The 25819-nt window shown below is 41.6% G+C and carries 22 protein-coding genes; 18 read left to right on the top strand and 4 right to left on the bottom strand.

Annotated elements, in window-relative coordinates; translation table 11 throughout:
* The first annotated feature begins 91 nt into the window (after positions 1 to 91).
* The 4 genes from PG840_RS03480 to PG840_RS03465 all read left to right on the top strand — a co-directional run bounded on the left by PG840_RS03480 (position 92) and on the right by PG840_RS03465 (position 4821).
* Complete coding sequence (locus tag PG840_RS03480) at positions 92 to 580, top strand: zinc ribbon domain-containing protein (protein ID WP_270205888.1); 489 nt, start codon at positions 92 to 94, stop codon at positions 578 to 580.
* 171 nt (positions 581 to 751) lie between these two features.
* Entirely contained in the window at positions 752 to 2284 is a 1533-nt protein-coding gene (locus PG840_RS03475; protein WP_270613364.1) for a sigma-70 family RNA polymerase sigma factor, read from the top strand.
* Positions 2285 to 2388: 104 nt separating this feature from the next.
* On the top strand, positions 2389 to 3789 hold the full coding sequence (locus tag PG840_RS03470; protein ID WP_270205886.1) for a zinc ribbon domain-containing protein: 1401 nt from the start codon (positions 2389 to 2391) through the stop codon (positions 3787 to 3789).
* 264 nt (positions 3790 to 4053) lie between these two features.
* The gene (locus PG840_RS03465) at positions 4054 to 4821 is read left to right on the top strand and encodes a pseudouridine-5'-phosphate glycosidase (protein ID WP_270613363.1); all 768 of its coding nucleotides are present in this window, start codon (positions 4054 to 4056) and stop codon (positions 4819 to 4821) included.
* A gap of 171 nt (positions 4822 to 4992) precedes the next feature.
* On the opposite strand, the gene PG840_RS03460 is transcribed toward PG840_RS03465, so the two are convergent.
* Positions 4993 to 5412: a DUF4418 family protein gene (locus tag PG840_RS03460; RefSeq protein ID WP_055261133.1), complete on the bottom strand. Its 420-nt coding sequence runs from the start codon at positions 5410 to 5412 to the stop codon at positions 4993 to 4995.
* Positions 5413 to 5619: 207 nt separating this feature from the next.
* Between PG840_RS03460 and PG840_RS03455 the strand changes: the two genes are divergently transcribed.
* The 7 genes from PG840_RS03455 (at position 5620) to PG840_RS03425 (ending at position 12652) form a co-directional block, all read left to right on the top strand.
* On the top strand, positions 5620 to 6636 hold the full coding sequence (locus tag PG840_RS03455) for an ABC transporter permease (RefSeq protein WP_195502496.1): 1017 nt from the start codon (positions 5620 to 5622) through the stop codon (positions 6634 to 6636).
* A gap of 1 nt (position 6637) precedes the next feature.
* On the top strand, positions 6638 to 7426 hold the full coding sequence (locus tag PG840_RS03450; RefSeq protein WP_117823543.1) for an ABC transporter ATP-binding protein: 789 nt from the start codon (positions 6638 to 6640) through the stop codon (positions 7424 to 7426).
* Positions 7427 to 7492: 66 nt separating this feature from the next.
* Positions 7493 to 8593, top strand: a complete 1101-nt coding sequence (locus tag PG840_RS03445; RefSeq protein ID WP_243006403.1) for an ABC transporter substrate-binding protein — start codon at positions 7493 to 7495, stop codon at positions 8591 to 8593.
* A 164-nt stretch (positions 8594 to 8757) separates the two neighbouring features.
* Positions 8758 to 9972: an ABC transporter permease gene (locus tag PG840_RS03440; RefSeq protein WP_117557803.1), complete on the top strand. Its 1215-nt coding sequence runs from the start codon at positions 8758 to 8760 to the stop codon at positions 9970 to 9972.
* Entirely contained in the window at positions 9969 to 10643 is a 675-nt protein-coding gene (locus PG840_RS03435) for an ABC transporter ATP-binding protein (RefSeq protein WP_117557805.1), read from the top strand. The genes PG840_RS03440 and PG840_RS03435 overlap by 4 nt, the downstream gene beginning before the upstream one ends.
* A 4-nt stretch (positions 10644 to 10647) precedes the next feature.
* Positions 10648 to 11868 (top strand): DUF401 family protein, encoded by a 1221-nt coding sequence (locus tag PG840_RS03430; protein ID WP_195250977.1) that lies wholly within the window; start codon positions 10648 to 10650, stop codon positions 11866 to 11868.
* Positions 11869 to 12001: 133 nt separating this feature from the next.
* The gene (locus PG840_RS03425; protein WP_270205884.1) at positions 12002 to 12652 is read left to right on the top strand and encodes a hypothetical protein; all 651 of its coding nucleotides are present in this window, start codon (positions 12002 to 12004) and stop codon (positions 12650 to 12652) included.
* 129 nt (positions 12653 to 12781) lie between these two features.
* Here PG840_RS03425 and PG840_RS03420 read toward each other — a convergent pair whose 3' ends face one another.
* Both PG840_RS03420 and PG840_RS03415 read right to left on the bottom strand, forming a co-directional pair.
* Entirely contained in the window at positions 12782 to 14962 is a 2181-nt protein-coding gene (locus PG840_RS03420; RefSeq protein ID WP_270205883.1) for a YhgE/Pip domain-containing protein, read from the bottom strand.
* The gene (locus tag PG840_RS03415; protein ID WP_270205882.1) at positions 14959 to 17499 is read right to left on the bottom strand and encodes a YhgE/Pip domain-containing protein; all 2541 of its coding nucleotides are present in this window, start codon (positions 17497 to 17499) and stop codon (positions 14959 to 14961) included. Before PG840_RS03415 ends, PG840_RS03420 begins: the two co-directional genes overlap by 4 nt.
* Before the next feature lie 204 nt (positions 17500 to 17703).
* Here PG840_RS03415 and PG840_RS03410 point away from each other — a divergent pair, with 204 nt between their 5' ends.
* The gene (locus PG840_RS03410) at positions 17704 to 18927 is read left to right on the top strand and encodes a PucR family transcriptional regulator (RefSeq protein ID WP_118199288.1); all 1224 of its coding nucleotides are present in this window, start codon (positions 17704 to 17706) and stop codon (positions 18925 to 18927) included.
* A 47-nt stretch (positions 18928 to 18974) separates the two neighbouring features.
* Here PG840_RS03410 and PG840_RS03405 read toward each other — a convergent pair whose 3' ends face one another.
* Positions 18975 to 19916, bottom strand: a complete 942-nt coding sequence (locus PG840_RS03405; protein ID WP_008373020.1) for a DUF1177 domain-containing protein — start codon at positions 19914 to 19916, stop codon at positions 18975 to 18977.
* Between the two features lie 266 nt (positions 19917 to 20182).
* Here PG840_RS03405 and PG840_RS03400 point away from each other — a divergent pair, with 266 nt between their 5' ends.
* From PG840_RS03400 to PG840_RS03375, 6 genes are all read left to right on the top strand, one after another.
* A complete protein-coding gene (locus tag PG840_RS03400; protein ID WP_044999066.1) occupies positions 20183 to 21028 on the top strand; it encodes a DUF3100 domain-containing protein in 846 nt (281 codons plus the stop codon).
* Position 21029: 1 nt separating this feature from the next.
* Positions 21030 to 21521: a hypothetical protein gene (locus tag PG840_RS03395; protein ID WP_117823568.1), complete on the top strand. Its 492-nt coding sequence runs from the start codon at positions 21030 to 21032 to the stop codon at positions 21519 to 21521.
* Positions 21522 to 21552: 31 nt separating this feature from the next.
* The gene (locus PG840_RS03390) at positions 21553 to 22692 is read left to right on the top strand and encodes a M20 family metallopeptidase (protein WP_117557830.1); all 1140 of its coding nucleotides are present in this window, start codon (positions 21553 to 21555) and stop codon (positions 22690 to 22692) included.
* A gap of 174 nt (positions 22693 to 22866) precedes the next feature.
* Positions 22867 to 24039, top strand: a complete 1173-nt coding sequence (locus tag PG840_RS03385) for a glycosyltransferase family 4 protein (protein ID WP_195250967.1) — start codon at positions 22867 to 22869, stop codon at positions 24037 to 24039.
* Positions 24023 to 24628, top strand: a complete 606-nt coding sequence (locus PG840_RS03380; RefSeq protein ID WP_195250979.1) for a TVP38/TMEM64 family protein — start codon at positions 24023 to 24025, stop codon at positions 24626 to 24628. Before PG840_RS03385 ends, PG840_RS03380 begins: the two co-directional genes overlap by 17 nt.
* Positions 24629 to 24647: 19 nt before the next feature.
* Positions 24648 to 25640: a glycosyltransferase gene (locus PG840_RS03375; RefSeq protein WP_270205880.1), complete on the top strand. Its 993-nt coding sequence runs from the start codon at positions 24648 to 24650 to the stop codon at positions 25638 to 25640.
* Positions 25641 to 25819 lie beyond the last annotated feature (179 nt).

Genomic DNA, 25819 nt, shown 5'->3' with positions numbered 1-25819 from the left:
AGATTGTAAAGTAGCTGTAAATTATACAAATTGCTTATTGATAAATGCAAGAAAAGTGGTAAGATAAAATTTACAGAAAGGAATGAGACAAATGGGATTTTTTGATAATCTGAAAAACAGCCTGACAGAAACCGGTCAGGATTTATCACAGAAGGCAAAAGATACGACAGAGATTTTCCGCCTGACAAATTTAAATAAGACGAAAGAAAAAGAAATTGAAAAAGTCATTTACCAGATTGGCAGTACATACTATGCCAATTACAGGGACGAATGCATGGAAAAGATGCCGGAGCTTGCAGCACAGATCAAATCCCTGCAGGATGAGATCGCGGTCAACAAAGAGATGATTGAAAAATTATCGACAGAAGAGATCTGCCCGCAGTGTGGAAAGAAAGTGAACCCTGGAAGTAAATTCTGTATTTACTGTGGAGCGGCACTGGAAGCACCGACAGAACAACCGGAGGAAAAGGCAGAAGTGAAAGTGTGCAAGTCCTGTGGAAAGCCGCTGGAAGAGGGGGCTGTATTCTGTACAAACTGTGGAACAAAAATAGAAGATGATAAGGCAACTGAGGAAAACTAGAAGGCAAAGCATCGAGTGATGAAATGCAGGTCAGAATATGAAAAAATGAAAGAGTATATGCAAAAAGCCGGATAGGAGTTAGTCTATCCGGTCTTTTATGTATATGATGAGCCGGTTACAGATTTGTGCTTACACAGGAACGACCGGTTGATGCGTTGGAGGACAGAAAACATGTATTGCACCAGATGTGGGAAAGAAATCAGGAGTGATCAGAAGTTCTGCGGAAACTGTGGAGCGAAGAATGTCAATTATCAAGAAAAAAATGATCTGAAAGAGATGATAGAAAAAGCTGCCGCCGGAGAAGAGAACGCTCTGGAGAAAATTTACAATCTGACTTATGTGCAAGGGTTTGCAATCGCACTTCAGATGGTGAAAAATGAGCAGGATGCAATGGATATCATGCAGGATGCCTATATTTCTGCATTCCGTAATCTGAAGCAGATTGAGGATCCAAAGCGGTTGAAAAGCTGGTTCAACTGCATTGTGGCAAACAAATGTAAAGACTGGCTGAAAAAGAAGAAGCCGCAGCTATTTTCTGATATACCGACAGGGGATGATGACCGGGAATTTGAAGATACAATTGCAGATGAGAATCTGACATTTTCACCGGAAGAGTCCGTGGATTATGCAGAGACAAAGCGATTGATGAAAGAAATTCTGGACGGTCTGCCAGAAGATCAGAAGCTGTGTGTGCTGATGTATTATTATGAGGAATTGTCGGTTGCAGACATTGCAGATGCACTTGGATGTTCGACCGGAACAGTAAAGAGCAGACTGAATTATGCCCGGAAAAAGATCAGAAATGATGTAGAAGAACTGGAAAGAAAAGGAACAAAATTATACAGCGTAGCGCCGCTTCCGTTTATACTTTGGATGCTCAGAGAGGGCGAGCAGACGATATCGGTGCCTGGTTCATTTGGAAAAGAATTGGTGAGACAGGGTGCCGGCATCGTAAAAAGCGGAAGTGCACCCACAAGCGGAAATACCGGTTCGGGTAAAAGTGGAATCAGGAAGACAGATCCGGTAAAGAACGGGCAGGCAGCCGGACGAAAGATTGTAAAGAGTGCGGCAGGAAAAGCAGCCGGGAAAATCATCGGTACAAAGGCTGTTGCCGGAGTTGTAGGAGCGGCAGTGATCGGCGGAGGTGCTGTCGTGGGATATCATATCCACCAGGCAAAAGAGCAGAAAGTTACCAAAGAAGAATGGCAGGCGGCTTACAAAGACTGGGTTGGAAAGTGGAGTGATGACACAAGGTTTGAACTCTTTGACATGAATGGAGATGATGTACCCGAGATCGTGCGGGTTGGATCCTGCATGGCGGATGGTGCGACCGTAGCGACCTGTACACCGGATGGAATCCGGGAAGAAGAGATCTACCGGATCGGGATGTGGTATATTCCGGGCGGCAATGTACTGGACAACAATGACGGAAATATGGGTGTTTTTTATGACCGCGTTTTTGAAATCAAAGATGGGGAATGGTTACAGATCGGCGATGGCGAATGTAGAATAGAAGATAATACGAATCCGGAGTATGATGAAAATGGAGACTATGTTTTCCAGTATAAATGGGATGGAAAAGAAGTCACAAATAAGAAATATGAAAAGAAATTAAAGAAATTGTTTGGAAACAGAAAGCCGGAAGCACTGGGCAATGAAGCTGTTTCATACCATGAGATCATCAACCAGATCAGTCATTATTAAAAAAATAAAAATTTTTTCTTGTTTTTAAAACCAAACTAGATTTTGACTCGTCTTAATAATATAAACGAGAAAAATATAGCATACAGAAAGGATGTAAAAGAGATATGAGGTGCAAAAATTGTGGAACTGAGAATCCAGATGGTTCAAGATTCTGTGCAACATGCGGAAAACCACTGGAACAGGAAGAACCTGCTAAAAATGTAGCAGAACAGAAAGAAGAGACTGTCCAGAATGCAGAAGAGCAGAAAGAAGAGGTTGCCCAGAATACAGAAGAGACGCTAACAAGTACAGCAGAAACAAAATCACTCACACATAAAAAATCAAGAGGACTGAACAAGTTCCTGATCGGTCTGGCATGTGCGGTTGTCGTTGTAGTGATCGCAGCAGGGCTTTTGATATCGCGTGCAAGAAGAACAATCGATCTGAACAAGTATGTCACCTTTGAAACAACAGGATATAACGGATATGGAAATGTATATCCGCAGATCGACTGGGAGAAGATTCAGAAAAAATATGATTCCAGACTGAAGTTTACAAAAGAATTTGAAGAACAGTATGGAAAAAATACAGATTCCATATCACCGGTAGCGGTACTGCAGTCCTATGTTAGTGTGGAAATGAAATCGGACAGCAATCTTTCCAACAAAGATAAAGTCAAATACAACTGGAATGTCAATAAAGATTATGCAAAATATGTGAAATGCAACCTGAAATATAAAAATAAAACCTATAAAATCAAAGGGCTGGAAGAGGTTAAGACATTTGATGCATTCAAAGACCTGCAGGTATCATTTAACGGAATAAGCCCGGGAGGAGCCGTTTCATTTGATTATACAGGATCTGATCTTACATCTGCTGATTTTCAGACAGATGCATCAAATGGAACATTGGCAAACGGAGACAAGATTAAAGTATATCTGGATAAATCTATGGCAGACAGCTATGCCGCCAACATAGGAAAGCTGCCGGAAAAATGGGAAAAAGAATATACCGTAAAAGGACTGTGGTATTATATCACATCAGCCAGTGACATCGATGATGATACAATGCAGCAAATGAAGGACCGGGCGGAACAGGAATACAATGATCATGTGGAGAGCAGCTGGGTAGATTCCGAATCTCTGGAGAGCCTTACTTATATGGGAGATTATCTGCTGGAGCCTGTTGTGGGCAATGGAAATGAACTGTATCTTATTTATCATGTAAAAGTACGGGATCAGTACAGTAATGATGATGGATCTTATGACAAGGTGAATGATGTTTACTGGTATATGCATTATGGAACAATTCTTGCAGACGGGGAAGGAAATACAGATATTGATCTGTCTGACTATGGAACACCTGGCAATTTCTTTAAGATCAAGACTGATGCAAAGACAGACGGTATTTCCAGCATGGTATGGAAATATTATGGATACCCGACACTGGATGATCTATACGCAGATGTTGTGGGCGATAATGCCGATTACTCTTTGGTGGAGGATGCGGTAGACAATACAAAATAGAAGCCTTTGGCGGAAAAGAAGGTGGACTATGAAATGGGACGAATGGTTGAAAAAGATCATTAAAGAGATAACGTCAGATTATACGATTTCAGAAGAAACCTCAAAAAGCTTTTTTGAAGAGCTGATGCAATTGTTGAAATAATACAGGAACCGGGTAGAAATGCAAATTTTTATCCGGTTTTTTAATTTGAGCTGGAAAAGTATGATATGATGAGAAAAAGTACGGGATTGATATCCAGAAGGAGAAAGGTGGAATAACAACAGATGGAATATTTAGTAGAATCAGCATTATTGACACATGGATTAAAATCGGTATCAAATGAAACAATAAAAAAAGAATGGCAAGATCCGGGAAAAAAGATCACCTGGATTGATCATGGGGAAATCAGGATCGGGGATATCGATGAGTTTCTTGAATTTAGAAGCCGGGCAGCCGCTTATCCAAGAATTGACTGTGATCTGCTGGAAAAGGCATTAGCGGAAAAGCAATCAGGCGCACTTACCGCTTCCGGGACAATGGCAGTCTGTGTGAAAATGGGAATTCCGGTTGCAATTACCTGTGGAATGGGTGGAATCGGGGACATCAAAGGAGAAGAACTCTGCCCGGATCTTCCGGCTCTTCAGCAGATTCCGGTGATCCTGATCTCGGCAGGACCAAAAGATATGCTGGACCGGAAAGCAACGATCGATTGGCTGATATCGCACGGAGTGAAGGTGATCGGAACAGAAAGAAATTACTGTACCGGCTATGTATTTTGTGGAGAAAAAGTTGAACTGCAGGGAAAGGCAGAAAACGGTACAGAAACGGTAAAGCCACCAATGCTCATCATCAATGAAATCCCGGAAGAAAGGCGGATAGAAGACAGGGAGATTTTGAGAGAAGCAATTGCCGAGGGAAAGAGAGCGGAGAAGGAAGGACGCTATTTCCATCCTGCGGCAAATGGAAAGATTGATGACTGTACTGATGGATATTCTTCATTGATTCAGCTGCGGGGACTGATTGCAAATATGAAAGTGGCAGAAACACTTTAAAGAGCGAAAAAAGAAGCTGGGATCTGGCTGATAACAGAAAAGCCTGGATATAGGCAGTTGTGTTATCGGTCAGACTCCGGCTTCTTTGCGTACACAGAAAGTTTTGACTCCTGATTATAGATTACAGGAAAGGTAATCAGATATTCTGTTTGAAATGTTGTTGCGTGAATCCTAATTCGCCTGTGGCATCTGTGATTTATGTACAAAGAGACTGATTCCGGCACCGATGATTGCCAGAACAGCACCAATTCTTCCCCAAAGAGCAGTTTTGTGGCACATCATACCTGCCTTGGCACAAATACCAATGCCAATTGAAGTATTGCTAAGAAGCAGGATCAGAACAGCAGTGATAATGATGACAACCGGTAATTTAAAATCGTGTGTTCCGAAGAAAAGAAGAACGGATTCTGCAAGCAGGAGCAGACCAAAAAGAAACAGTGCAATTCCATAATAATGACACCGCATCATGCATTCTCCTCCGTTTGCAAGTTCCATGGTTCCTTTGCATACCGGGGCAAAGATCTTATCTGCTGCAAGAATAAGAATTGCTGCAAGACAGGAAACTGCTCCGGATAATTTTTGTGAATTCATAATTCATATCTCCTTTAAAAATTTATTGTATTTAGTATAACATACTTATGGTTAATAAGTTTACTTTTACCAGATAAAAACTATAGAAAATTGTAATAAATCAAATTGTATATAAGAAATAACAATTTTACATTTGTGCAAAATGCTGATATAGTTAAAAAGCATTTAAAGGAAATGGTAAAAATTTACAAAGGAGTCAAATGAAAAATGGAGAGTAAAAGACAGCTTACGAGAGAAGAGTTGCTAGAAATGGAAAGTGCTCCGAAGACGAAGATGCAACATATGTTGGATGTGGTAATTTGTTTTTGTCCGTATTTTGCAGCGATAATTATGTTTTTAATATATTATCTGATGCCGGATGCCGTTCAGAATTTTAATCCGCATGTGTTTACTATTGTCGTCTGCTTTTTTTTGGCATTATATCTGATCATGGTAATGAGAGGATTACTGAATAAAAGTTATTTTGCAAAAGTACGTCATAAAGCACCGCTTTACTCTGTGATCATACTGGTAATTATGCTGTATGATTTTCTGACGGTTAAGACAGGTATTTTAAAACAGCCGTTCTTCCCATGTGTGAATACGATTTTGTGTGCGATCATTGATGACCGGGCACTGTTATTGAAAAGTACATTGTACTCACTGCGATTATTATTCACGGGATATTTTATTGGAGCGATCCTTGGACTGATCACAGGTGTTGCCTGTGGATACAGCAAAAGGATTAACTACTGGGTTTCACCGATCATTAAGATGCTTGGACCGATCCCTTCCACAACATGGATCCCGATCATCATGGTTCTGGTATCCTCACTGTTTAAAGGAAGTGTATTTATCATCGCTCTTGGTGTATGGTTTGCACTTACGATCGCATCGTCAACCGGTATCCAGAATGTAGACAAGGCATATCTGGAAGCGGCCAGAACATTAGGTGCCAAAGGTCACCAGCTGGTATTCCGGGTGGCAATCCCACATGCAATGCCAAACATTCTTCAGGGGATGACACAGGGAATGAGTTCTGCCTGTACAGCACTTCTGGTTGCTGAGATGATGGGAGCCGAGGCAGGTCTTGGATGGTATATCCAGTGGCAGAAATCATGGGCGATCTATTCTAAAATGTATGCAGCTATCGTTTTAATTTGTCTTATTTTCACAGCAGTTACCTTTATACTGAATGTGATCAAAAGAATAGTGCTTCGCTGGCAGGAAGGAGTTGTGAAATAAGATGGCATCAGTGGATGAGAAGCAGGGACACGGGCGTGTCCTGGAGTTTGACAAAGTAACAAAGAGTTTTGCAAAGACAGACAGTAACGAGATCACACATGCGTTGGCAGAGGTGAATCTGACGATCCAGCCGGGTGAGTTTGTCAGTATTGTTGGAACAAGTGGATGTGGAAAATCAACGATTTTGCGATTGATCGCAGGACTGATCAGACCGACTACCGGTGAGATCAGACTTGGCGGAAAACCGATTGTTGGAGCCGGACCGGATCGTGGAATGGTATTCCAGAAAGCAACATTGTTTCCGTGGCTTACGGTAGAGAAGAATGTATCCTTCAGCTTGCGTATGCAGAAAAAGCAGGATAAAGAACTGGTAGAGCATATGCTGAAAATGGTAGGACTTGAAGATTTCCGAAAAGACTATCCGCATCAGCTCTCCGGAGGTATGGCGCAGAGAGTGGCGCTGGTAAGATCGCTGATCAATCATCCGGATATTCTGCTTCTGGACGAGCCTCTTGGCGCGCTGGACGCATTTACCAGAATGAATATGCAGGATGAGATCCTGAATATCTGGAGAGAACAGAAACAGACGGTCGTCATGGTTACACATGATGTAGAAGAAGCAATTTATATGGGAACAAGAGTGCTGGTTATGGAGCCAAGACCGGGACGTGTAAAGGCAGATATACCGATTGAACTGGCTGAACCAAAGCAGAGAGACAGCGAAGAGTTCCAAGCATATCGGAACAGGATTCTGAAGATGCTTGATCTGAAGCATCATACAGATCATTAAATGGATATTTATTGAAAGATAAATATAAAAGCAACAAAGTAAAAACACGAAGAGGAGAAAAGAATTATGAAAAAAAGATTGTTTGCAACGTTACTTGCATGCGCAATGACCGTATCACTGGTTGCATGTGGCGGTTCATCAAGCTCATCAGAAAAGAAGGAAGACACAAGTGATTCCAAAAAACAGGAAGCTTCTACAGAGAAAGAAGTGACTGATATCACAAAAATGTCAGATGATGAAATTAAAGAAGCAATGAAAAAAGAGCCGGCATGGGGAACAACCATCACAGCCGAATATGATGGTGGTGACTGTACATCAGGACCTAGCATGGCAAAAGCACTCGGATACTATGATAATTGGGGATTAGATGTTCAGATCGCAGCTGGTACTGAAATCACAGAAGCACTTGGAACTGGAAAAGCTCAGTTTGGAGTACACCATATTGCACATATGTTAGTTCCGATCACAAACGGAATGGACATCGTATTTACAGGAAGTGCGCAGACAGGATGCAAATCATTATATGTACTTGCTGATTCAGGAATCGAATCAACAAAAGACCTGGAAGGCACAACTGTTGGTATGGATAGCCCGATCGGTGGATCTTCACACAACATGATCATCCGTTTCTTCCTTGCAGATGGATTGAAACAGGATGCAGCAACATGTGTACAGGTTGAATCAAGTGCAGCAATCCAGTCTCTTCAGTCAGGTGACATCAAAGCTTGCCTTCTGAGTGACCGTTTTGCAAAGAAATTCGTAGATGACGGAACATTAAAAGTTCTTCGTTCTATCACATGGGATGATGATTTCAAAGATGAAACATGCTGCGTAATGGCTATGAGCGGAAAATTCGTAAAAGAAAATCCGGTAATCTCTCAGGTACTTACAAAATGTGTAATGGATGCATATATGTACATTGCAGAAAACAAAGACGAAGCTGCACAGATCATGCTTGATGAGGGTATGGTATCTGGTGACATCGAGCTTACAAAATACATGCTTGATCAGCAGAACTGGGCAGTATCCAATGCAGATACAAAGGAAACAATTAAAGCTGTTGCAAAGGACTACATTGAGGCAGGAATCATTACCTCTGACTGGACTGTAGATAAAGTCGTAGAGACAGCATGGCAGCCACTTGCTGAAAAAGTAAGCACAAAATAATCAGACACATAAATGAATGAGGTGGAGGAGCTTTGAACTCTGGGATGAGTGGAAGCTCCTCTTTTGTCTTATATATTAGGAAAGTGCCAAGGCACATTCCTTATTTTAATTGGAAAATTACGGGGGTTTTCCGAACAAAATGTTAAAAAAGGAAGGAAAGAAAAATGGAACAGAAAATGTTGACTGTACCTGGACTTGCAGTCAGAAATCTGCGGCATCGAAGAGTCAGGACGATGTTTCTGGCAGCACTGGTGCTGATTTTATCGGCAGCGCTGTTTACCAGTAGAGTATTGACAGAAAGTATGAAAACTTGTATTGATAAGACAGTAGATCGGATTGGGGCGGATGTGATCGTAGCACCGGGAGAATATGAATCAGATTTAAGCGATTCTCTGTTTTCGGGAGGGTTGTGCAGTTTCTATTTTGAAAAGTCTTTGGTGGATCAGGTGAAAAAGACGGATGGAATTGACAAAATTTCTCCGCAGCTCTACATTGCATCACTGGATGCGGCATGCTGTTCAGTTCCGGTACAGATTGTTGCTTTTGAACCGGAAAGTGATTTTATTGTACAGCCGTGGATGTCTGGAAGCAATGTGAGTGAATTGAAAAAGGGTCAGACTGTTGTTGGAAGCAAGATTACGGCAAAAGCGGGAGATAAAATTTCTTTCTTTGGACAGGAATACGAGGTTGCAGGAAAACTCGAAGAAACAGGAACCAGTTATGATAACTGCGCATTCATGAATTTTGAGACGGCATATACATTATTTGACAGTTTTCAGATCAAGTATGTGACGGATCTTACAGAACCGCAGAAATATGTTTCCCTTCTGACGATCCGGACGAAAGACGGAGCAGATCCGAAAGAAGTGGCGAACACGATCAACACAAAGATGAGAGATTCCGGTCTGAAAGCTTATACGGCAAAAGCAATGTCCGGAAAAGTTTCAGATACACTGGAACAGATGCGGTCTTACAGCGCGCTTCTGATCGGACTGTTGTTTTTAATGGCAGTCCTGGCACTGATCTGCATTTTTAACATTACTGTGAATGAACGTTTGAAGGAGTTTGGGGTACTACTTTCTATTGGTGCACGAAAAAGCCAGATTTTCCAGATGCTTCTTCTGGAAGCAGGAATGATCGGTGTGCTTGGAGGATTTCTTGGAGTGGTGTTCTCCGGAGGCGGAATCCTGTTATTTAAAGACGTGATCATGGAAAGTATGAATATGCCGTATCTGAATGTAAATGTTTCCCAATATGTGATTCTTGCATTGCAGAGCCTGGGGCTTGCGGTTGGTGTCAGCCTTCTTGCCACCTTATATGCGGCAGTCAGAGCGAATCGTATGGAACTATATAAACTGATCCAGGAGGTGGAATCATGATTGTAAAGACAGAAAATCTGAGTCGGGAATTTGTACGTGGAAAGAATCAGTTTTACGCAGTAGACCACGTGAATCTGGAAGTGGAAGAAAAAGAACTGGTTGCGATCATGGGACAGTCAGGAAGTGGAAAATCCACCCTCTTCCATATGCTGACCGGGATCCTGAAACCGACAGAAGGAAAGATCACAGTACTGGATCATGAGATTGAAAAAATGAATGACAGACAGTTATCGGTTCTGCGGGGAGGCGACCTTGGTTATATCATGCAGGGACAAAATCTTCTCCAGAATCTGACGGTCATGGAAAATATCCTGCTGCCACTTTCGCTGGGGAAAAACCGGAAACCGGATAAAGAAAGGATCACGTATCTGACGGAGCTTCTTGGAATCCAGAATATGCTTTCCGAATATCCGGCAAATCTGTCCGGCGGAGAGCAAAGGCGTGTGTCGATCGCAAGGACATTTGCGCAGAACCCGAAACTGGTAGTCGCAGATGAACCGACAAGCAGTCTGGATATGGAAAATTCAGAGATCATTATGAAATATTTTCAAAAAATGGCAAAAGAAGGAACGACAATCCTGGTCAGTACCCACGACAGAGAATTCGCAAATTATGCGGACCGGTGTCTGTGGATGAAAAAAGGGAAATTAGAAAAAAGAGAATTGGAGTAAAGAGATGCAGACCGAATTTATAAAGCTTGCAGTGATTTTTATTGTCATTATGGTGATGGTCCTGGCAAAATTAAAACTGCGTGATGCGATGATCGCTGCCATTTTGCTGACTGTGATCCTGTTTGGAATTCCGCTTGGGGATGCAGCAAAATTGATGATACAGTCGGTTTATGAAAAGGATACGCTGCTGGTGGTCGGAAGCTTTATTCTTGTAACCTTTTTGCAGCGGATCATGGAGAACCGGAAACTTCTGGAAAGAGCGGAGATGGCACTGCAGAGGCTTAGCGGAGACAGGCGTATGGTGTGTGTAATTGCGCCGGTGATCATTGGATTCCTTCCGTCTGCAGGAGCTGTCAATATCTGTGGGGCGATCGTAGATAAGGCGACAGGAAAAGATCTGGATGTGGAAGAAAAGACGTTTGTGACCAGTTACTACCGCCATATTTCAGAAAGCTTTTCGCCGACTTATAATGCAATTCTGCTGGCACTTTCCATTACAGCGGTATCAACCGGGCAATTTGTACTTTTTATGGCGCCGATGGTTGTGGTGCTTCTGGTACTGGGATATGTATTTTATCTGCGGAAGCTTTCGAAAGGATATGAAGCAAGTGAGGATGAAATGATAGACAAAAAAGAAGAATTCAAACAGCTTCTGTACTGTTTCTGGCCACTGGTGCTTTGTATTGTGCTTGTGATCGCACTGAATCTTTCTGTGATCAAGGTACTGCCGTTTATTATTGTGCTTTCGATTATTGTATATCGGTTAAGTCTGAAGGAAGTACTGGATTTTGCAAAGACATCGGTAGAGTGGAGAATCATCTTCAATACGATCATTCTGATGATGTTCAAGAACATTCTTACCTATACAGGGGCAATCGGAAAACTTCCGGATTTGTTTGCAGGATCTGCAATTCCACAGTTTGCGGCATTTGGAATCATTATGTTTCTTGGAACGATTATCAGTGGAGCAAATTCTATGATTGTGCTATTGATTCCGCTGGCATTTGCAAGCATACCGCATGCAGGAGCCGGACTTCTGGTGTACCTGATGGCACTTTCTTATGCGGCAATGCAGATTTCGCCGACGCACATCTGCCTTGCGATCATTACGGAATATTTCCGGGTATCCTGGGGGCAGCTGATGAAGAAGACAATCCCGGTTATTGTGGTGTTTGTAGTGATCTTGACAGGATATTATGTATTGCTGAGTGGATTTGGAATATAGAAAATATGTTATATGATGCTGATAGAAATAGAAAAATTCTATCGGCATCATTTTTCTTTGGATGGATAAAATGACTGAATATATGATAGAATAAAAGAAAAAGGCAGACTATTCAAAACGGGAGGTGGATGAGATGAAAAAGAGAAAATATGCTATATTTTTGGGAATTATTTTGATCGTAGCAGGAACCATTGCCTGTGGTGGAAAGGATACGGCGTCTGAAAAAGATCGTATAAAGGAGATAGAAGTATATGATGATGACAATGAATCGGTAACGATACAGGAGAATGAAATTGTAAATACAGAATTTTATGAATTATCAGGCGATAAATTCCGTTCATACATAAAGAAAGAGAAGTTTACGAAAGAGAACTGGAAGGAATTTTTCAGCATTAGAGAAGAACATTTAGAATATAATGAATATCAGTCAGAAGGAGATCTGTATCATCTTGGAATCTATAAGGTACACCAGAAAAAGGATTTCTGCATGGTATTTGATATTGTAAATGATGATATGGAGTCCAGAGATAATGTATTTGAAAAAGGAACAGGTACATTGGGTTGGGGGCAGAATAAATCGGACGGAACAAAATTTCAGCTTACAATTGATGATGTTTCGTGTACAAAGGCAGAAGGAACGATTATTTATGTAGATATTCCGGAGGAACTATGGCAGCCTTGTTCGGACGGAACGGACAGAAAGGGATTTCGGGTAAAGGACGGAGAAAAGTTGTATGAATTTTATGATGATGGAACGCCGGTAAAACTGGATATGTTCAGGTAGCAAAAGAGAGAAGCGTATAATTGCAAGAAGCCCGTCGGCAGATTTGAAAATCGTGCTGACGGGCTCCTTTTATTGGGGGCTTCGAACGTAAATTAGAATCCAACGTATTCTGGTAAAAAATATTGAAAATTACATAATCTTCGTCTCTTCCAGCTTCTCTGAGAACGCCTCATTCACCTTAATGATCGGCTTCCTAAGCACCAGTCCCATGACCAGGAATACAACAAGGAAGATACAAAGCTTTCCAATATCGATCCAGTAATCCATAGCATACAGTCCACCGACTGCTTCGCGCAGTGCTGCCATACTGTGGGTAAATGGAAACAGTGAATACACCGCTTTGAAGAATCTAGGTGCGACTTCGATCGGGAAGGTTCCACCGGTTCCGGCTACCTGCATAACCAGAAGCACAACACTGACCGCTTTTCCGATATCGCCGAAGGAGACAGTCAGTGTATAAATGATATTGACATATACGATGCTGGATATCCATCCGGCAAGGAGGAAGAGGAACGGGTGCTTGCACTGGATGCCAAGGTAGAACAGATCACCGAGGCAGATAAGGGTGCTCTGCAAAAGCCCGAGAATCAGGAAGATAAGGTATCTTCCAAGATAAATCTGATGGAGCTTCAGATGTTTAAGCCCGGTGGTGCTGTTTTCGGATACAGTGACCTTGAGCATGGCAACCAGGACAATTCCGCCGATCCAGATGGAAAGTGTAGAGTAGAATGGGGCCATGGAAGAACCGTAATTTTCAATCGGGTACACTTTGTTGGTTTTCAGCTCTACCGGTGCAGCGAGGAAGGAGCTGATGCTGTTCTTATCGCCGGAAATCAGGTCTTCCAGTTCGGAAAAGTCTCCGGTTGCCTCCATCTGGCTTAACCTGGAAGTTGTATCGGTAATCTTTTTGGATGCTGTCTCCAACAGATCAGAAGAGGTCTCCAGAGCCTTCTGGATTTGTGACAGATCAGAACCTGCGGAGGAGGCAAGGGTATAAATTCCATCTGCACTTGCACCAAGCTGGGAGAGCAGATCGGACAGATCATTTTTGGTAGAACCAAGGGAGCCAGACAGCTGTTTTAGAGAACCGGATACATTGGTTTCATAGTCAGATTTGACAGCAGTAATTCCTGAAATGCTGGAACTGATCAGATCATCTAGCTCTTTTTTGGAGGTCGTTACGCTGCCGGCTGTATCGCGAAGAGAAGATGCTGCGTTTGTGAGTTTATCACGAAGTTCTCCCTGAACAGCTATGGAGTCATCCAACTTTGCAAGGATTGGTGCGGTAAGATCAGACAGCTCCGGGTGTGCATCTGCAATCTGTGCAATGCTGTCACGGATTCCCTGGTAAGACTGTACGATCGCATTGACACGGTCGCTAAGAAGGTCAAGGGTGCTGGCAACAGAAGAAGCATCCTGTGACTGCGACTGGAATGCCTGATCGATCGTCTGTGACATCTGCTCGTAAAAGCTTTTGGTAGAGGTCAGCGCAGTATTGATTCCGTCTGTAGCTCCGTCCAGAGTCTCCTGAATCCCGGAGAAGGACTGCTGTGTACCGGAAAGAGTATCTGCATTTGCAGAAGCCTGTTCTTTCGTTACTTTTAAGAACCCGGCAGTTGTGTCCAGAAGCTGCTGCGCAGAATCGGTCATCTGTGAGAAGGAATGCAGAGTCGTCGAAGAAGCAGACAGATCAGAACCGATTTTATTCAGGTTTGTGATCAGTGTACCTGCAAGCTCATCCGAATCCCTGGAGTCTGCGGTATTTGCAACAGTCTGAAGTGCAGTCAGCACCGTATCGGAAATGGTTTCGATAAATACTTCGTTGACCTGTGTCTGGACTGCGGTTGCTCCTTTGTCTGTTACCTTCGGTGCAATGGCATTTTCTTTTGCATTGGAGTAATAGGTAATTTCTGGTTTCTTAATATCACTGGAAAATACACTCATCAGGTTCGTACTGAAATCTTCCGGGATTACGATCGCTGCGTAATATTCTCCGGATTTTACACCCTTCATTGCTTTACTTTTGGTTGTAAATACCCAGTTGAGCTGTGTATTCTCCCGAAGAGCAGACAATACCTGATCGCCAAGATTCAGCTGGAGCGGGATCAGATTTCCTATATAGCCTTCGTCTACGCTTGCCACGGCGACCTTCAGATTCCCGGTATTCCCATAGGGATCCCAGCTTGCCGCAATGTTGTACCATGCATAAAGGCAGGGAACCACTGTGACGCCAAGAACGACGATCAGAGCAATGACATTTGTTCTTATTTTCCGGATATCTCTTGTGAAGATGGTCCATATATTTCTCATTTGTCTTTTCCCTCCTTTACTTTTTTAAAAAATTCTTCCTCAGACAGATGGATATAGGAAAGCTGTCTGGAGGTCTTGTCGTGAATATATTCCACACAGATCAGATAGACGGCGAGTACGATCAGGGAAATGATCCACAGTGTCAGGTATATGATCTTGGATTCCAGACTGAACATCAGAAGAAGAAAGATCAGTGGAATTACAAGGATCAGGATAAAACCGGTACGGATCAGCTTTGGATACCGTTTTTCGAAGCGGTTGGCACGTCGGATAAAATCAGCCCGTCCGTCTTCATCCTGCATCATGGTTTTCATCATCAGTGTAAGCTGTGGGCGGGAGAGCTCACCGGTTGCAGTCTCTCCCAGCATCAGATCTGTCTCGGCAAGACGTTTGTCGAACAGATGGTTCAGATTCATCAGAAGTGGTCTCAGTAGCAGTCCGATGAAGAATGCAAGGAGAAGGAAAAGCAGCAGGGTCAGCAGATCCTTTGCGTAGTTATTTTTGTAAAATCCGGCAATACACTCACGCATAGCGCCAATTCCGTAAGAGAACGGCAGAAGCGGATGCAGTCTCTGGAAAAAGACCGGTGTCATCTCGATCGGATAGGTTCCGGAAGAACCAGGGATCTGCAGGATGACCAGGACAACGGCAAGTGCTTTTCCAATGTGCTTGAAGGTCAGCGCCATTGCATAGATCAGATTGACATACACAAAGGAGCAGAGCATACCAGCGCACACAAATGCAACCGGGTGGACGCACTGTACTTTCAGAAGCAGCAGATCTCCTATGCACACAATAAATCCCTGGATCAGTCCGACCACGACAAAGAGCATCCAACGTCCGAAATAAGCAGTTGTCGGAGTAAAACGGGAAATGGTTTCGTCTTTGTCTACTTCCTGTTTCAAGATGGATACCAGGATCAGTCCGCCAACCCAGAGTGCCAGATTAGTGTAAAACGGAGTCATTCCGGAACCGTAATTTTCCACATCATAAAGTACCTTTGAATTGATCGAAACCGGTGAGGACATAAAATCAGAAATGGAATCTGAGTCGATGCCTTCCAGTGAGATCAGATGCTGGTAGGTTTCGGAACTCTGCAGAGCTTTTAGGTCAGCGGTAATATTTTCCAGAGCAGTATCTACGCTTTCAAGAGTTCCTCCGGTCTGACCAAGTGCGTCTGCACTTTCGTTTAAACTGCTCTTTAACTGGGTAAGGATCACCTTTAACTGTGTGATCGTCGGATTTACCCCGGTTAAAGTAGAAGAAAGGCTTCCGCTTAATGTGGCAAGTCCGTCAAGTGACTGGTTCAGCTGTGGCAGAAGCGACTGGTTCAGACTGCTTCGGTAATTCTGCAGAGACTGTCGGTTCTGGGCAGTGAGTGTCTCAAGAGAACTTCTGGTATTACTTGCTGTAGTCAGTGCATTTCCTATGCTGGAATTGCTGTTCCCAAGAGAATCAATGAGTTCCTGAAGAGAATCATTCTGTGCCTGGAGTTCTGCAATTTTTTCGCTGACGATACCGGACAGGGAAGAATCACTTCCGATCTGCTGCTGAAGGGCGGCAAGCTTTTCCAGAATTTCTGCATTTTTCTTATTTAAAGAGCTGGCAGAAGAAATACTGTCTCCGATCGCAGTGTTGACCTGTGTGGCTTTTGTCTCAAAAGTTCCGAGCTTTAAGGCTGCGGAGGTGTAGACATTGGTTAAAAGCGTCTCGCCATCTGACAGGCTGGTAGAAAATTCTGTTGAAAAGGTTCCGATTGCTGTCCGGCTGGTGGCAAGCAGATCTGATGTATCTGCAAGGGCAGCAGAACCGGAAGAGGCAACAGCATTTACAGAGTCCAGTGTTTTCAGAGTGTCATCGATCAAAGAACCGGAATCTTTTACCGTAGCCTGGAAATCCTTCAGGGCGTTCTGATAGTCAGCAAGATTCTTACGGGTATCGGTAAGTGCCTGCATCAGCGTAGAATTTGTTCCGTCAAGCTTGCCGGTCAGTGTACCGGCCGATTTCTGCACGATCTTCGCAATGGAGTCAGCGGCAACGGACGAAAAGGTGTCATTGATCTGCTGCTGGATCGTGCTTGCGCCGGTGGCGGTGATCTTCGGAGCGATCGCGTTTTTCTTTTCATTAATATAATAGTCGAGCTGCGGCTGCTTTAAATTCCCGGAAAGGATGCTGAGGAGAGACTCGCTGAAATCCTCCGGGATTACAATGGCAGCGTAGTATTTGCCGGAATGGACACCGCTTTTGGCTTTCTTTTCATCAACAAAGGTCCAGCCAAGCTGGTGATTTTTTTTCAGATTCTGTACGATGGTGGCTCCGGCATTCAGATCCATCGAACCGGTGTGTCCACCGGTGTCACAATTTGCAATCGCCACTTTTACATTTTTTGTATTGCCGTAGGGATCCATGTTGGCGGCAATGTTGAACCATGCATAGAGAGAAGGGAGAATGCAGACTCCCACCATGACGAGAGCAGCAGCAGGGCTACGTAAGAGTCTCTTTAAATCTCTCTGAAATATTTGAAGCACTTTCTTCATGTGAACCTCCTGTGTAATGTCGTTAATAGTGCCAGTATTGAGAATAGTATAGCAAAAAGTGTGGAAAAAATCCATGAGAAAAAATGACGTTCGGTCAGAAACGCAATCTGGATAAAGTTAAGCGTAAGATGATATTTGAAAAAACAGTGTTTTATGATATTCTATATTTATCTATAATACAAATAAAAAGGGATGGAATAGAAAGTGTCAATAAAAGTAAAAGAGGTATTAGAGCTGGCACAGTCGAAAGGATGTACATTAGCAGCCGGAGAAGGTGGAATTGATAGGATTGTTCGCTTTGTGGATTGTATGGAAATACCAGATATGAAAGCATGGATGCGCCCAAATGTTTTGTATATTACAACTGGATATGCATATAGTGACACAAAAGAAGAAATAATGAATCTGATAAGAAATTTGTATGAAGCAAAGGCAGCTGCGCTCGCGACAAAATATAGATATATTGGTTGTTTTTTGGATGATGCGATCAAATTGGCTAATGAATTACAGTTCCCAATCATTTTGTGGCCGGAAGATTTGCCTTTCATAGAAATGAATTATCTTGTGATGGAGGCATTGATAAAATCACAGAATAATTTGATGGATAGCATTTATTCTCGAATTGAAAAATATAACCGTCGGGAAATGGATAAAAGATTGTTTATTGATCTTTTGACAGGAAATATCACATGTAATGAAGAAGGAAACTATCGGATCGAAGAACAAAAATGGCCATCACCTCCGTACCAGATCGTTTATATTGAAATTGATGGAATTAAACAAAAATTACATGAACTACAGGAAGAGATTGTTCATGAAAAAATTGAGAAAATCGAAAATATGATAAAAGAATCTTTTGGCGAGGAAAAAGTAATTGTTTTGTCGAATAATGATAATTTTCAATGCATATTAAAACGGACAAAAGAGAAAACTATAACGAAGGAGTATTTCGAGAAGATTCAGAAAAATATTTCGGAAAAGACAGGATATACTGCAGCGATAGGTGTTTCGAAAGTCGAAAATTCCTACCAACGTTTCGGAAAGGCTTATCAGGATGCAAGGGATGCAGTAGAAATTGCAGTGTGCCAGGAATTCAATTCAAAAGTACTTTGTATAGAAGATGCAGGCTTTTGGAGAATCATGAAAGAAATCAGTAAGCATGAGATGTGTCAGGAGTTTATGGAGGACAAGTTGAATGCGTTTATTGAATATGATCAAAAAAATGAAAGTGAACTTTTAGAAACGCTGGAAGTTCTCGTGAATAATTTAGGGGCAAGAAATGTAACAGCAAATGCACTTCATTTGCATCGAAATACTTTAATATACAGAATTAAAAAAATTGAAAATCAGACAGGATATGATTTGTCAGATCCGAATAGTATTCTTGAGATAGCGCTTGCGCTTCGAATAAAGAAATTTTTGAAATAAAAGATGCCTTTTCGGGGCATCTTTTATTTCAAAACAGTATGTATCTATTACGAGAAAGGATTCAGTTTTTGGAAATGATTCATTGAACCGTATAAACTTTGTAATTTTTCGAATTCTTCTTCGTCGTATAATTTAAGAGAACGACGGCCAAAGGATTTGGCAACTTCTAACATAAAGCGTGCAGCTTCATCAAGATCAGTCATATGACTGGCTCCGGTTGCACAACCGGGAACAGTTGTTTCTGTTGTGATGGCAATCCCGACTACAGGTGCATTAGTAGCAGTTGCCGGTTGCAGAATACTGTTTAGATGATGAAGATCATTGCCATAAGGAGTGATATCCTGCTGTGTTAATGGAAATACTTTTGGAAGTTTTCCCGTAGTAATCTGCATTAAATCAAGAAGATCTTCGGAAGTACGAAGGATGTAGCCTTCTTTTACTGTAGGTGAGATTGCAAATCCATTGTGATTGATCACGCGATTTCCTTTAGTAGTATCTACAGAGAGAACTGCGTCAAGTTCCGGTGTGAGCTCTTCGGCATTTACCTGTGCCATTTCTACAGGTGATCCCATAAATGGAACCGGAACATGTGGCGCGGTCGGTGCATCCGGACAAATATGTGTAGAAATGAATACGTCACCTTCTAAAAAATCCCCTTTATTCTGCATATCTAATAATTTGGCAGCAAGAGCAATTGCAACGAGGGCACCATCACCGTCAGATACATACCCGATTCGCTCAGGACGAGCACCAAGTCCGCCTAATCTCCCAAGAAGTCCAATTGTCGGAGCATCGCCTCCGGAAGTCTTTCCGTGAAGACCCGGGATGCGAATTTTTAACATATCTGTAGAACCTTTTGGTCCAACTAAAGGATAAACCTGAATATCCGCATCTTGTTTTATGGATTTTAAATAAGATGCGACAGAGTTGCCGTTTACGTTCTTACTGTCTATAATGTCGAAAGCTTCTATTAATTGTTTGAATAACATCTTAAATCCTCTCTTTCTAACTAAAATAGTTTTTTAATTGACAAGCAAAGTTTAGCATTACTAAATAGGAAAGTCGATATTGTGCGTGCCTAAAAAGAAAGAAAATAGTTGGGCGAAATGCACATGCTATATTTTTGGAAGAATAATAAATGTGCAAAGTGCATAAAAAACAGGGACATTATGGTGCATGGAGAGCGTCGACACTTTAAGAAGTCAATGTTATACTGTAGTCAAATAAGAATTCGGAAGAAACGGAGGAAGGAAATGTGAAAGAAAGAACAGGGACTGTAAATTGCATGATCGCAACTATTATTATTTGCATTATTGCGGAGCTGATTGGTCCACTTCAATTTAAGGTGATGGGGATTGACGTGAAGATATTGACGATGATCTGGGTTATCATCATGGGAATTCTTTTATCTCCAACATTATTAGGAAAAGTGATTCCCCCACTGAAGAAATTTATTAGTAACGCAGAAATTAAACGGGCACCGTTTTTGTTGTCTCTTACATTATATCCGCTTGGAATTATGTTTGGTATCAATGCAGGTCCAAAGGTTGGAATTGTTTTACAGGCAGGTCCTGCTTTACTGTTTCAGGAAGCGGGAAATATGATGACGATGCTGATTGCATTACCGCTTGGCTTACTCCTTGGATTAGGAAGAAGTGCTGTGGGTGGAACGTTCTCTCTTTGCAGAGATACGGCACTTGGTATTATCGGAGATAAATATGGTCTGGAATCCAGAGAAGGAATGGGAACACTTGGAACTTATATTAGCGGAAGTGTATTTGGTACTCTCTTCTATTCTTTCCTGGCACCGATCGGGTTAGCAATCGGATTTCATCCTTATGCACTTGCGATGGCATCAGGTATGGGAAGTGCATCTATGATGAATGCGGCTACTGCAGCGTTGACAAATGCAGCGGCACCTATGTATGCAGAACAAATTCTTGCATATTCTGCAACCAGTGGACTTTTAACTGCAGTAACAGGTGTGTATGTGGAAATGTTTTTGGCATTGCCATTAGCGAACTGGTATTATAATCGTGTTAATCCAGGTATTGAAAAATTAAGGGCTAAATTATTTAAAAAAGCATCTGAGGAGGCATAAGATGGAAAATACAAAACAAACTCCACAAGAAAAATCGACATTAAGTAATATTTTAGAACAAATTAAAATAGTATTGGTGATTTATGGAATTGTCATAATTATACATATGGTTTCTATTGGAAGCAAACTTCCGGATTTGGCAAAGTCGACAGTGGTAAGCTTTGTAATGGTAGTGATTGCGATTACCTTGAAAAATGTTGTGAAAAAACCTAATCTTCCAGGATTTGCGTGGGCTACACTGGTATCCTTTGTTTTGACATTGCCGATATCTCCGATTGCAGATTTTATCGTAAATGCAATGAGTGCATATAGTTTTGGACTTGTAGGACTTCCGCTACTTGCTTTTGCTGGAATTGCTGTAGGAGACCAGCTTGAGGTTTTCAAAAAACTCAGCTGGAAAATCGTAATTGTATCCTTTGTGGTTATGGCATCTACTTATTTTGGATCAGCAGCAATTTCAAATATTATCTTATCTTTAAAAGGAATGATCTAAAACCATACAGATAAAATGAGAGGTGAAGAATATGGATAATTTAGAATTAATGAAACAGGAAATCAGTAATCTTGCAAAAGAGAAAAAGGAAGAATTTGAAAAAGTAAGTGATTATATTTTTGCAAACCCTGAACTGGCATTTAAAGAATATAAATCACAGGAAGCACTTTGCAAACTGTTGGAAAGCCATGGCTTTGTTGTTAAACGAGGAATTGCAGAAATGCCGACGTCTTTTGAAGCAGTTTTTGATTCTGGAAAACCAGGGAAAACAGTAGCACTTATGGGAGAATATGATTGTCTTCCAGAAATCGGACATGGTTGCGGACATAATCTGATCGGAACATCAGCAGCCGGTGCAGGAATTGTATTAAAGGAAGTTATGGAAAAGCATGAGATAGGTGGCGTGTTAAAAGTATTAGGTACTCCGGCCGAAGAAAAGGGCAGTGGCAAAGCGATTATGGTTCGCCATGGAGTATTTGAAGGAATTGATGCTGCACTTCTGATGCATCCGTGTGATGAATCTATGCCAGATGATATTTCTTTTGCAGCAATTACATTGGAATTCACCTTCAAAGGAAAACCGGCTCATGCGGCAGCTTGCCCATGGAAGGGAGCAAATGCATTGAGTGGAGTTCAGTTAATGTTCCATGCGGTTGATATGATGCGTTTACATTTTAAAGATTACAGCAGAGTACACGGAATTATTACAGAAGGCGGAGTAGCTCATAATACTATAACAGATGAAGCGAAAGCAGTATTTAATATTCGTTCACTGGAATATGATTATATGATGGAAATGGTTGATGCTATTCGTGATTGTGCGAAAGGAGCGGCAATTGCAACCAGGACAGAAGTTGAAGAAAGACAGTTGGATGAAGTTATCAAAGATGTGCGTAATGATAAGAAACTGGTTCAGTATGTTCGTAAGAACATGGACTTTATTGGTGAAGAGTATATAGAGCGTGACCTGACTCAGGGAATCGGTTCGACTGATGTTGGAAATGTAACCCATGAAATACCGGCAATTCAGTTTTATGTGAAATTGAAAGAGCATGTAGGGACACATACAAAAGAGTTTGCAGTAGCAGCAGGCGGAGAAGAAGGAAAAAGAAATCTGCATGCTTCTGTTCAGCTCTTGGCAATGAGTGCATTGGATGTATTAAGTGAGTAAATAGAAAGTGTATCATTTTTTAGAGAGTTCTAAAAAGTGATACACTTTTTTTGAAATATTGTCTTGAATGAATATTTCGCATTTGTTTAAAAATTCTTTAGAAATGCCCTTTCCATATCTTAACAATCTCCTGTTAAACTATGCTCATAAAAAGATAACGGGAGGAATTAATAAATGAGAGTATTGATTACAACAGACTGGTACGAACCGGTTATAAACGGTGTTGTTACTTCAGTTATGAATCTTTCCAGACAGCTAAGAGAAAGAGGACATGAAGTAAAAATTCTTACATTATCAAGAACATTTCATTCTTATATAGAAGGCGATGTGGTTTATGCAGGATCAATTGGACTTGGATGCATTTATCCGCAGGCAAGATTAAAAATTCCAAAGGCAGCAGGTGACTATATGGAAATGTTGCTTGAGTGGAAACCGGATATTGTGCATTCACAGTGTGAATTTTCCACATTTTTCTTAGCGAAAAGGATCGCATCTGAACTTCATGTTCCGATTGTACATACGTACCATACAGTTTACGAGGACTATACCCATTATTTTTCACCGCAGAAAGTATGGGGAAGAAATATTGTGCAGTTGATGACAAAGAAACTTGCAAATGCGGTAGAAACCCTAATTGCACCCAGTGATAAGATCCGTAAGATATTGGAAGGATACCAGGTGTCTTGTCCGGTGGAAGTTATTCCATCTGGAATCCATCTGGAAAAATATCAGCTATGTAAAAAAGAAGACTGGCGTAAAAAAATCCGTATGCAGCTTGGTATATCACAGGATGCACTGGTGTTGGTATATGTAGGCAGAATGGCAAAGGAAAAAAACATTGAAGAGCTTCTGGAATATCAGCAAGATGCAGCAAAATCCGGGGTGATTTTAGTCCTTGTAGGGGATGGACCATATCTTCCGGAGCTGAAAAAAAAGGTCGAAGAGCTAAAGCTTGCTAAAAATGTGATTTTTACGGGAATGATCATACCGGAAGAAGTGGGACGCTATTATCAGGCAGGAGATCTCTTTGTCAGTGCTTCTACCAGCGAGACACAGGGAATGACTTATGCAGAAGCGCTTGCAGGTGGTATTCCGCTCCTTTGCAGAAGAGACGGATGTCTGGAACAAGTTGTGACAGATGGGGAAAATGGATGGCAGTATGATAAAAAAGAAGATTATCTTATGAGAATCCAAGAATGGAAGGGGATGGGTGAAAATGCAAGAGGTAGGATGCAAAACAAGGCTGCTATTTCAGCAGAAAAATTTTCTTCCGGAAATTTTGCCGAAAGAGTGGAAAAAATCTATGAACAGCAAATACGAAAATACCGATATGAAAATGCAGCCTAAGAAACAGAGAAATCTGACTAGATTTTTCAATCTGCTTTCGATAGCCGGACTGGCCGGATGTGCGCTTCTTGCAATCTGGGCATATAAAAACGGCATTTTAAATTCGGTAGATTCTTTGCAGACATTTATCTGGAAATTCGGTTATACTGGAATGCTCGTTTTTATTCTGATCCAGGTTGTGCAGGTTATTATTCCAATCCTACCGGGTGGAGTCAGTTGCCTGGGTGGTGTGATCTTTTTTGGGCCGTGGCTAGGATTTCTTTATAATTATATTGGTATCTGTATAGGATCAATTGCAGTGTTTGGAATTTCAAAGACAATAGGAAGGCCGGTTTTATACAAAATGTTTTCTGAAAAAATGATAGAAAAATATGATGGATGGACCCAGAAGGACGGTAAGTTTTTGAAATTATTTGCGCTGGCAATCTTTTTCCCGGTGGCACCGGATGATTTCTTGTGCTATCTTGCGGGAACTACAAAAATGACGTGGAAACAGTTTACAGCAGTTATTGTACTTGGAAAACCATTTTCTATTGCACTTTACAGTCTGGGGCTTACGACAGCATTTAAGATGTTATTTTCATTATAAAAGGAATAGGGTAAAGATTATGAAAACATATATATACAGAGGTGGGTTTCCGATTGTAGAAAAAAGTGGTGTCGGAAAAGCAATCGAGCATCAGGAGAAAATGCTGAATGCAGTAGAGGCACCGCGTGCAGCCAGGTGGAAAGAAGCAACCGTGGTTCATATGAATACAGTTTTTCCAGATTCGGTGATTGCGGCCTTTATAGCAAAAATGCAGAAGAAAAAAGTGATTTATTATGGGCATTCTACAATGGAAGATTTTAAAAATTCCTTTATTGGTTCTAATCTTGCAGCGCCGATTTTTAAAAAATGGATCTGCTTTTGTTATAATTTGGGGGATGTTGTTGTGACGCCAACCGAGTATTCCAGAAAATTGTTGGAAGGGTATGGATTGAAACGAAAAATTTATTCGATTACTAATGGTGTGGATACAGAATTTTTCAAACCTGATCCAGAGGGGAGAATACGCTTCCGCGCAAAATATCAGCTAACGGAAGAGCAGAAGGTTGTGATATCTGTGGGACATTTGATTGGAAGAAAAGGAATTCTGGATTTTCTTGAACTGGCCAGAATGATGCCGAAAGTACAGTTTATCTGGTTTGGAGGCGGTAATGAAAGCTTGGTGACAGCAGAAATCAAAGAGGCGATATCAAAGAAACCGGATAATGTATTGTTTGCAGGATTCGTAAAGTCTGATGAACTGCGTGATGCATATTGTGGGGCAGACGTATTTTCGTTTATGAGTTATGAAGAAACGGAAGGAATCGTTGTTTTAGAAGCTCTTGCCTGTGAAATTCCGACAATAGTAAGAAACATTCCTGTGTATGAAGGATGGCTTGAAGATGAAAAACAGGTATATAAAGCAGAGACAATAAAAGAGTTTCAGGAAAAGATAACTGCGATTTTCAGTCAGGATGTTCGTTTGATGAAAAAGGAAGAACGGAAAATTGCTTGTAATAAAAGTTTTGGAAAAGTTGGAGAACGATTGCTGAGGCTATATTCTGAAATGGAATAAGGGACGTTCAGCCGCGCCATTCGCAAAAGCGTGCCTGCGGCACTTGTCGCTGCTGCGCAGCTATTTTGCTCATAGTGTGGCGCTCATCTCATCCGTATAATCAACCGTCTTTTCATGCGAGCATGAAATCCGTCTGACTATACGGATGGCTGAACTAATGTCAGAATATTCTGAATTGC

Origin of the sequence: Coprococcus sp. AM97-35 (assembly GCF_027697525.1) — a bacterium.
Taxonomy (GTDB): Bacteria; Bacillota; Clostridia; order Lachnospirales; family Lachnospiraceae; genus Allocoprococcus; species Allocoprococcus comes.
This window is presented reverse-complemented; position numbering and strand designations above follow the sequence as displayed.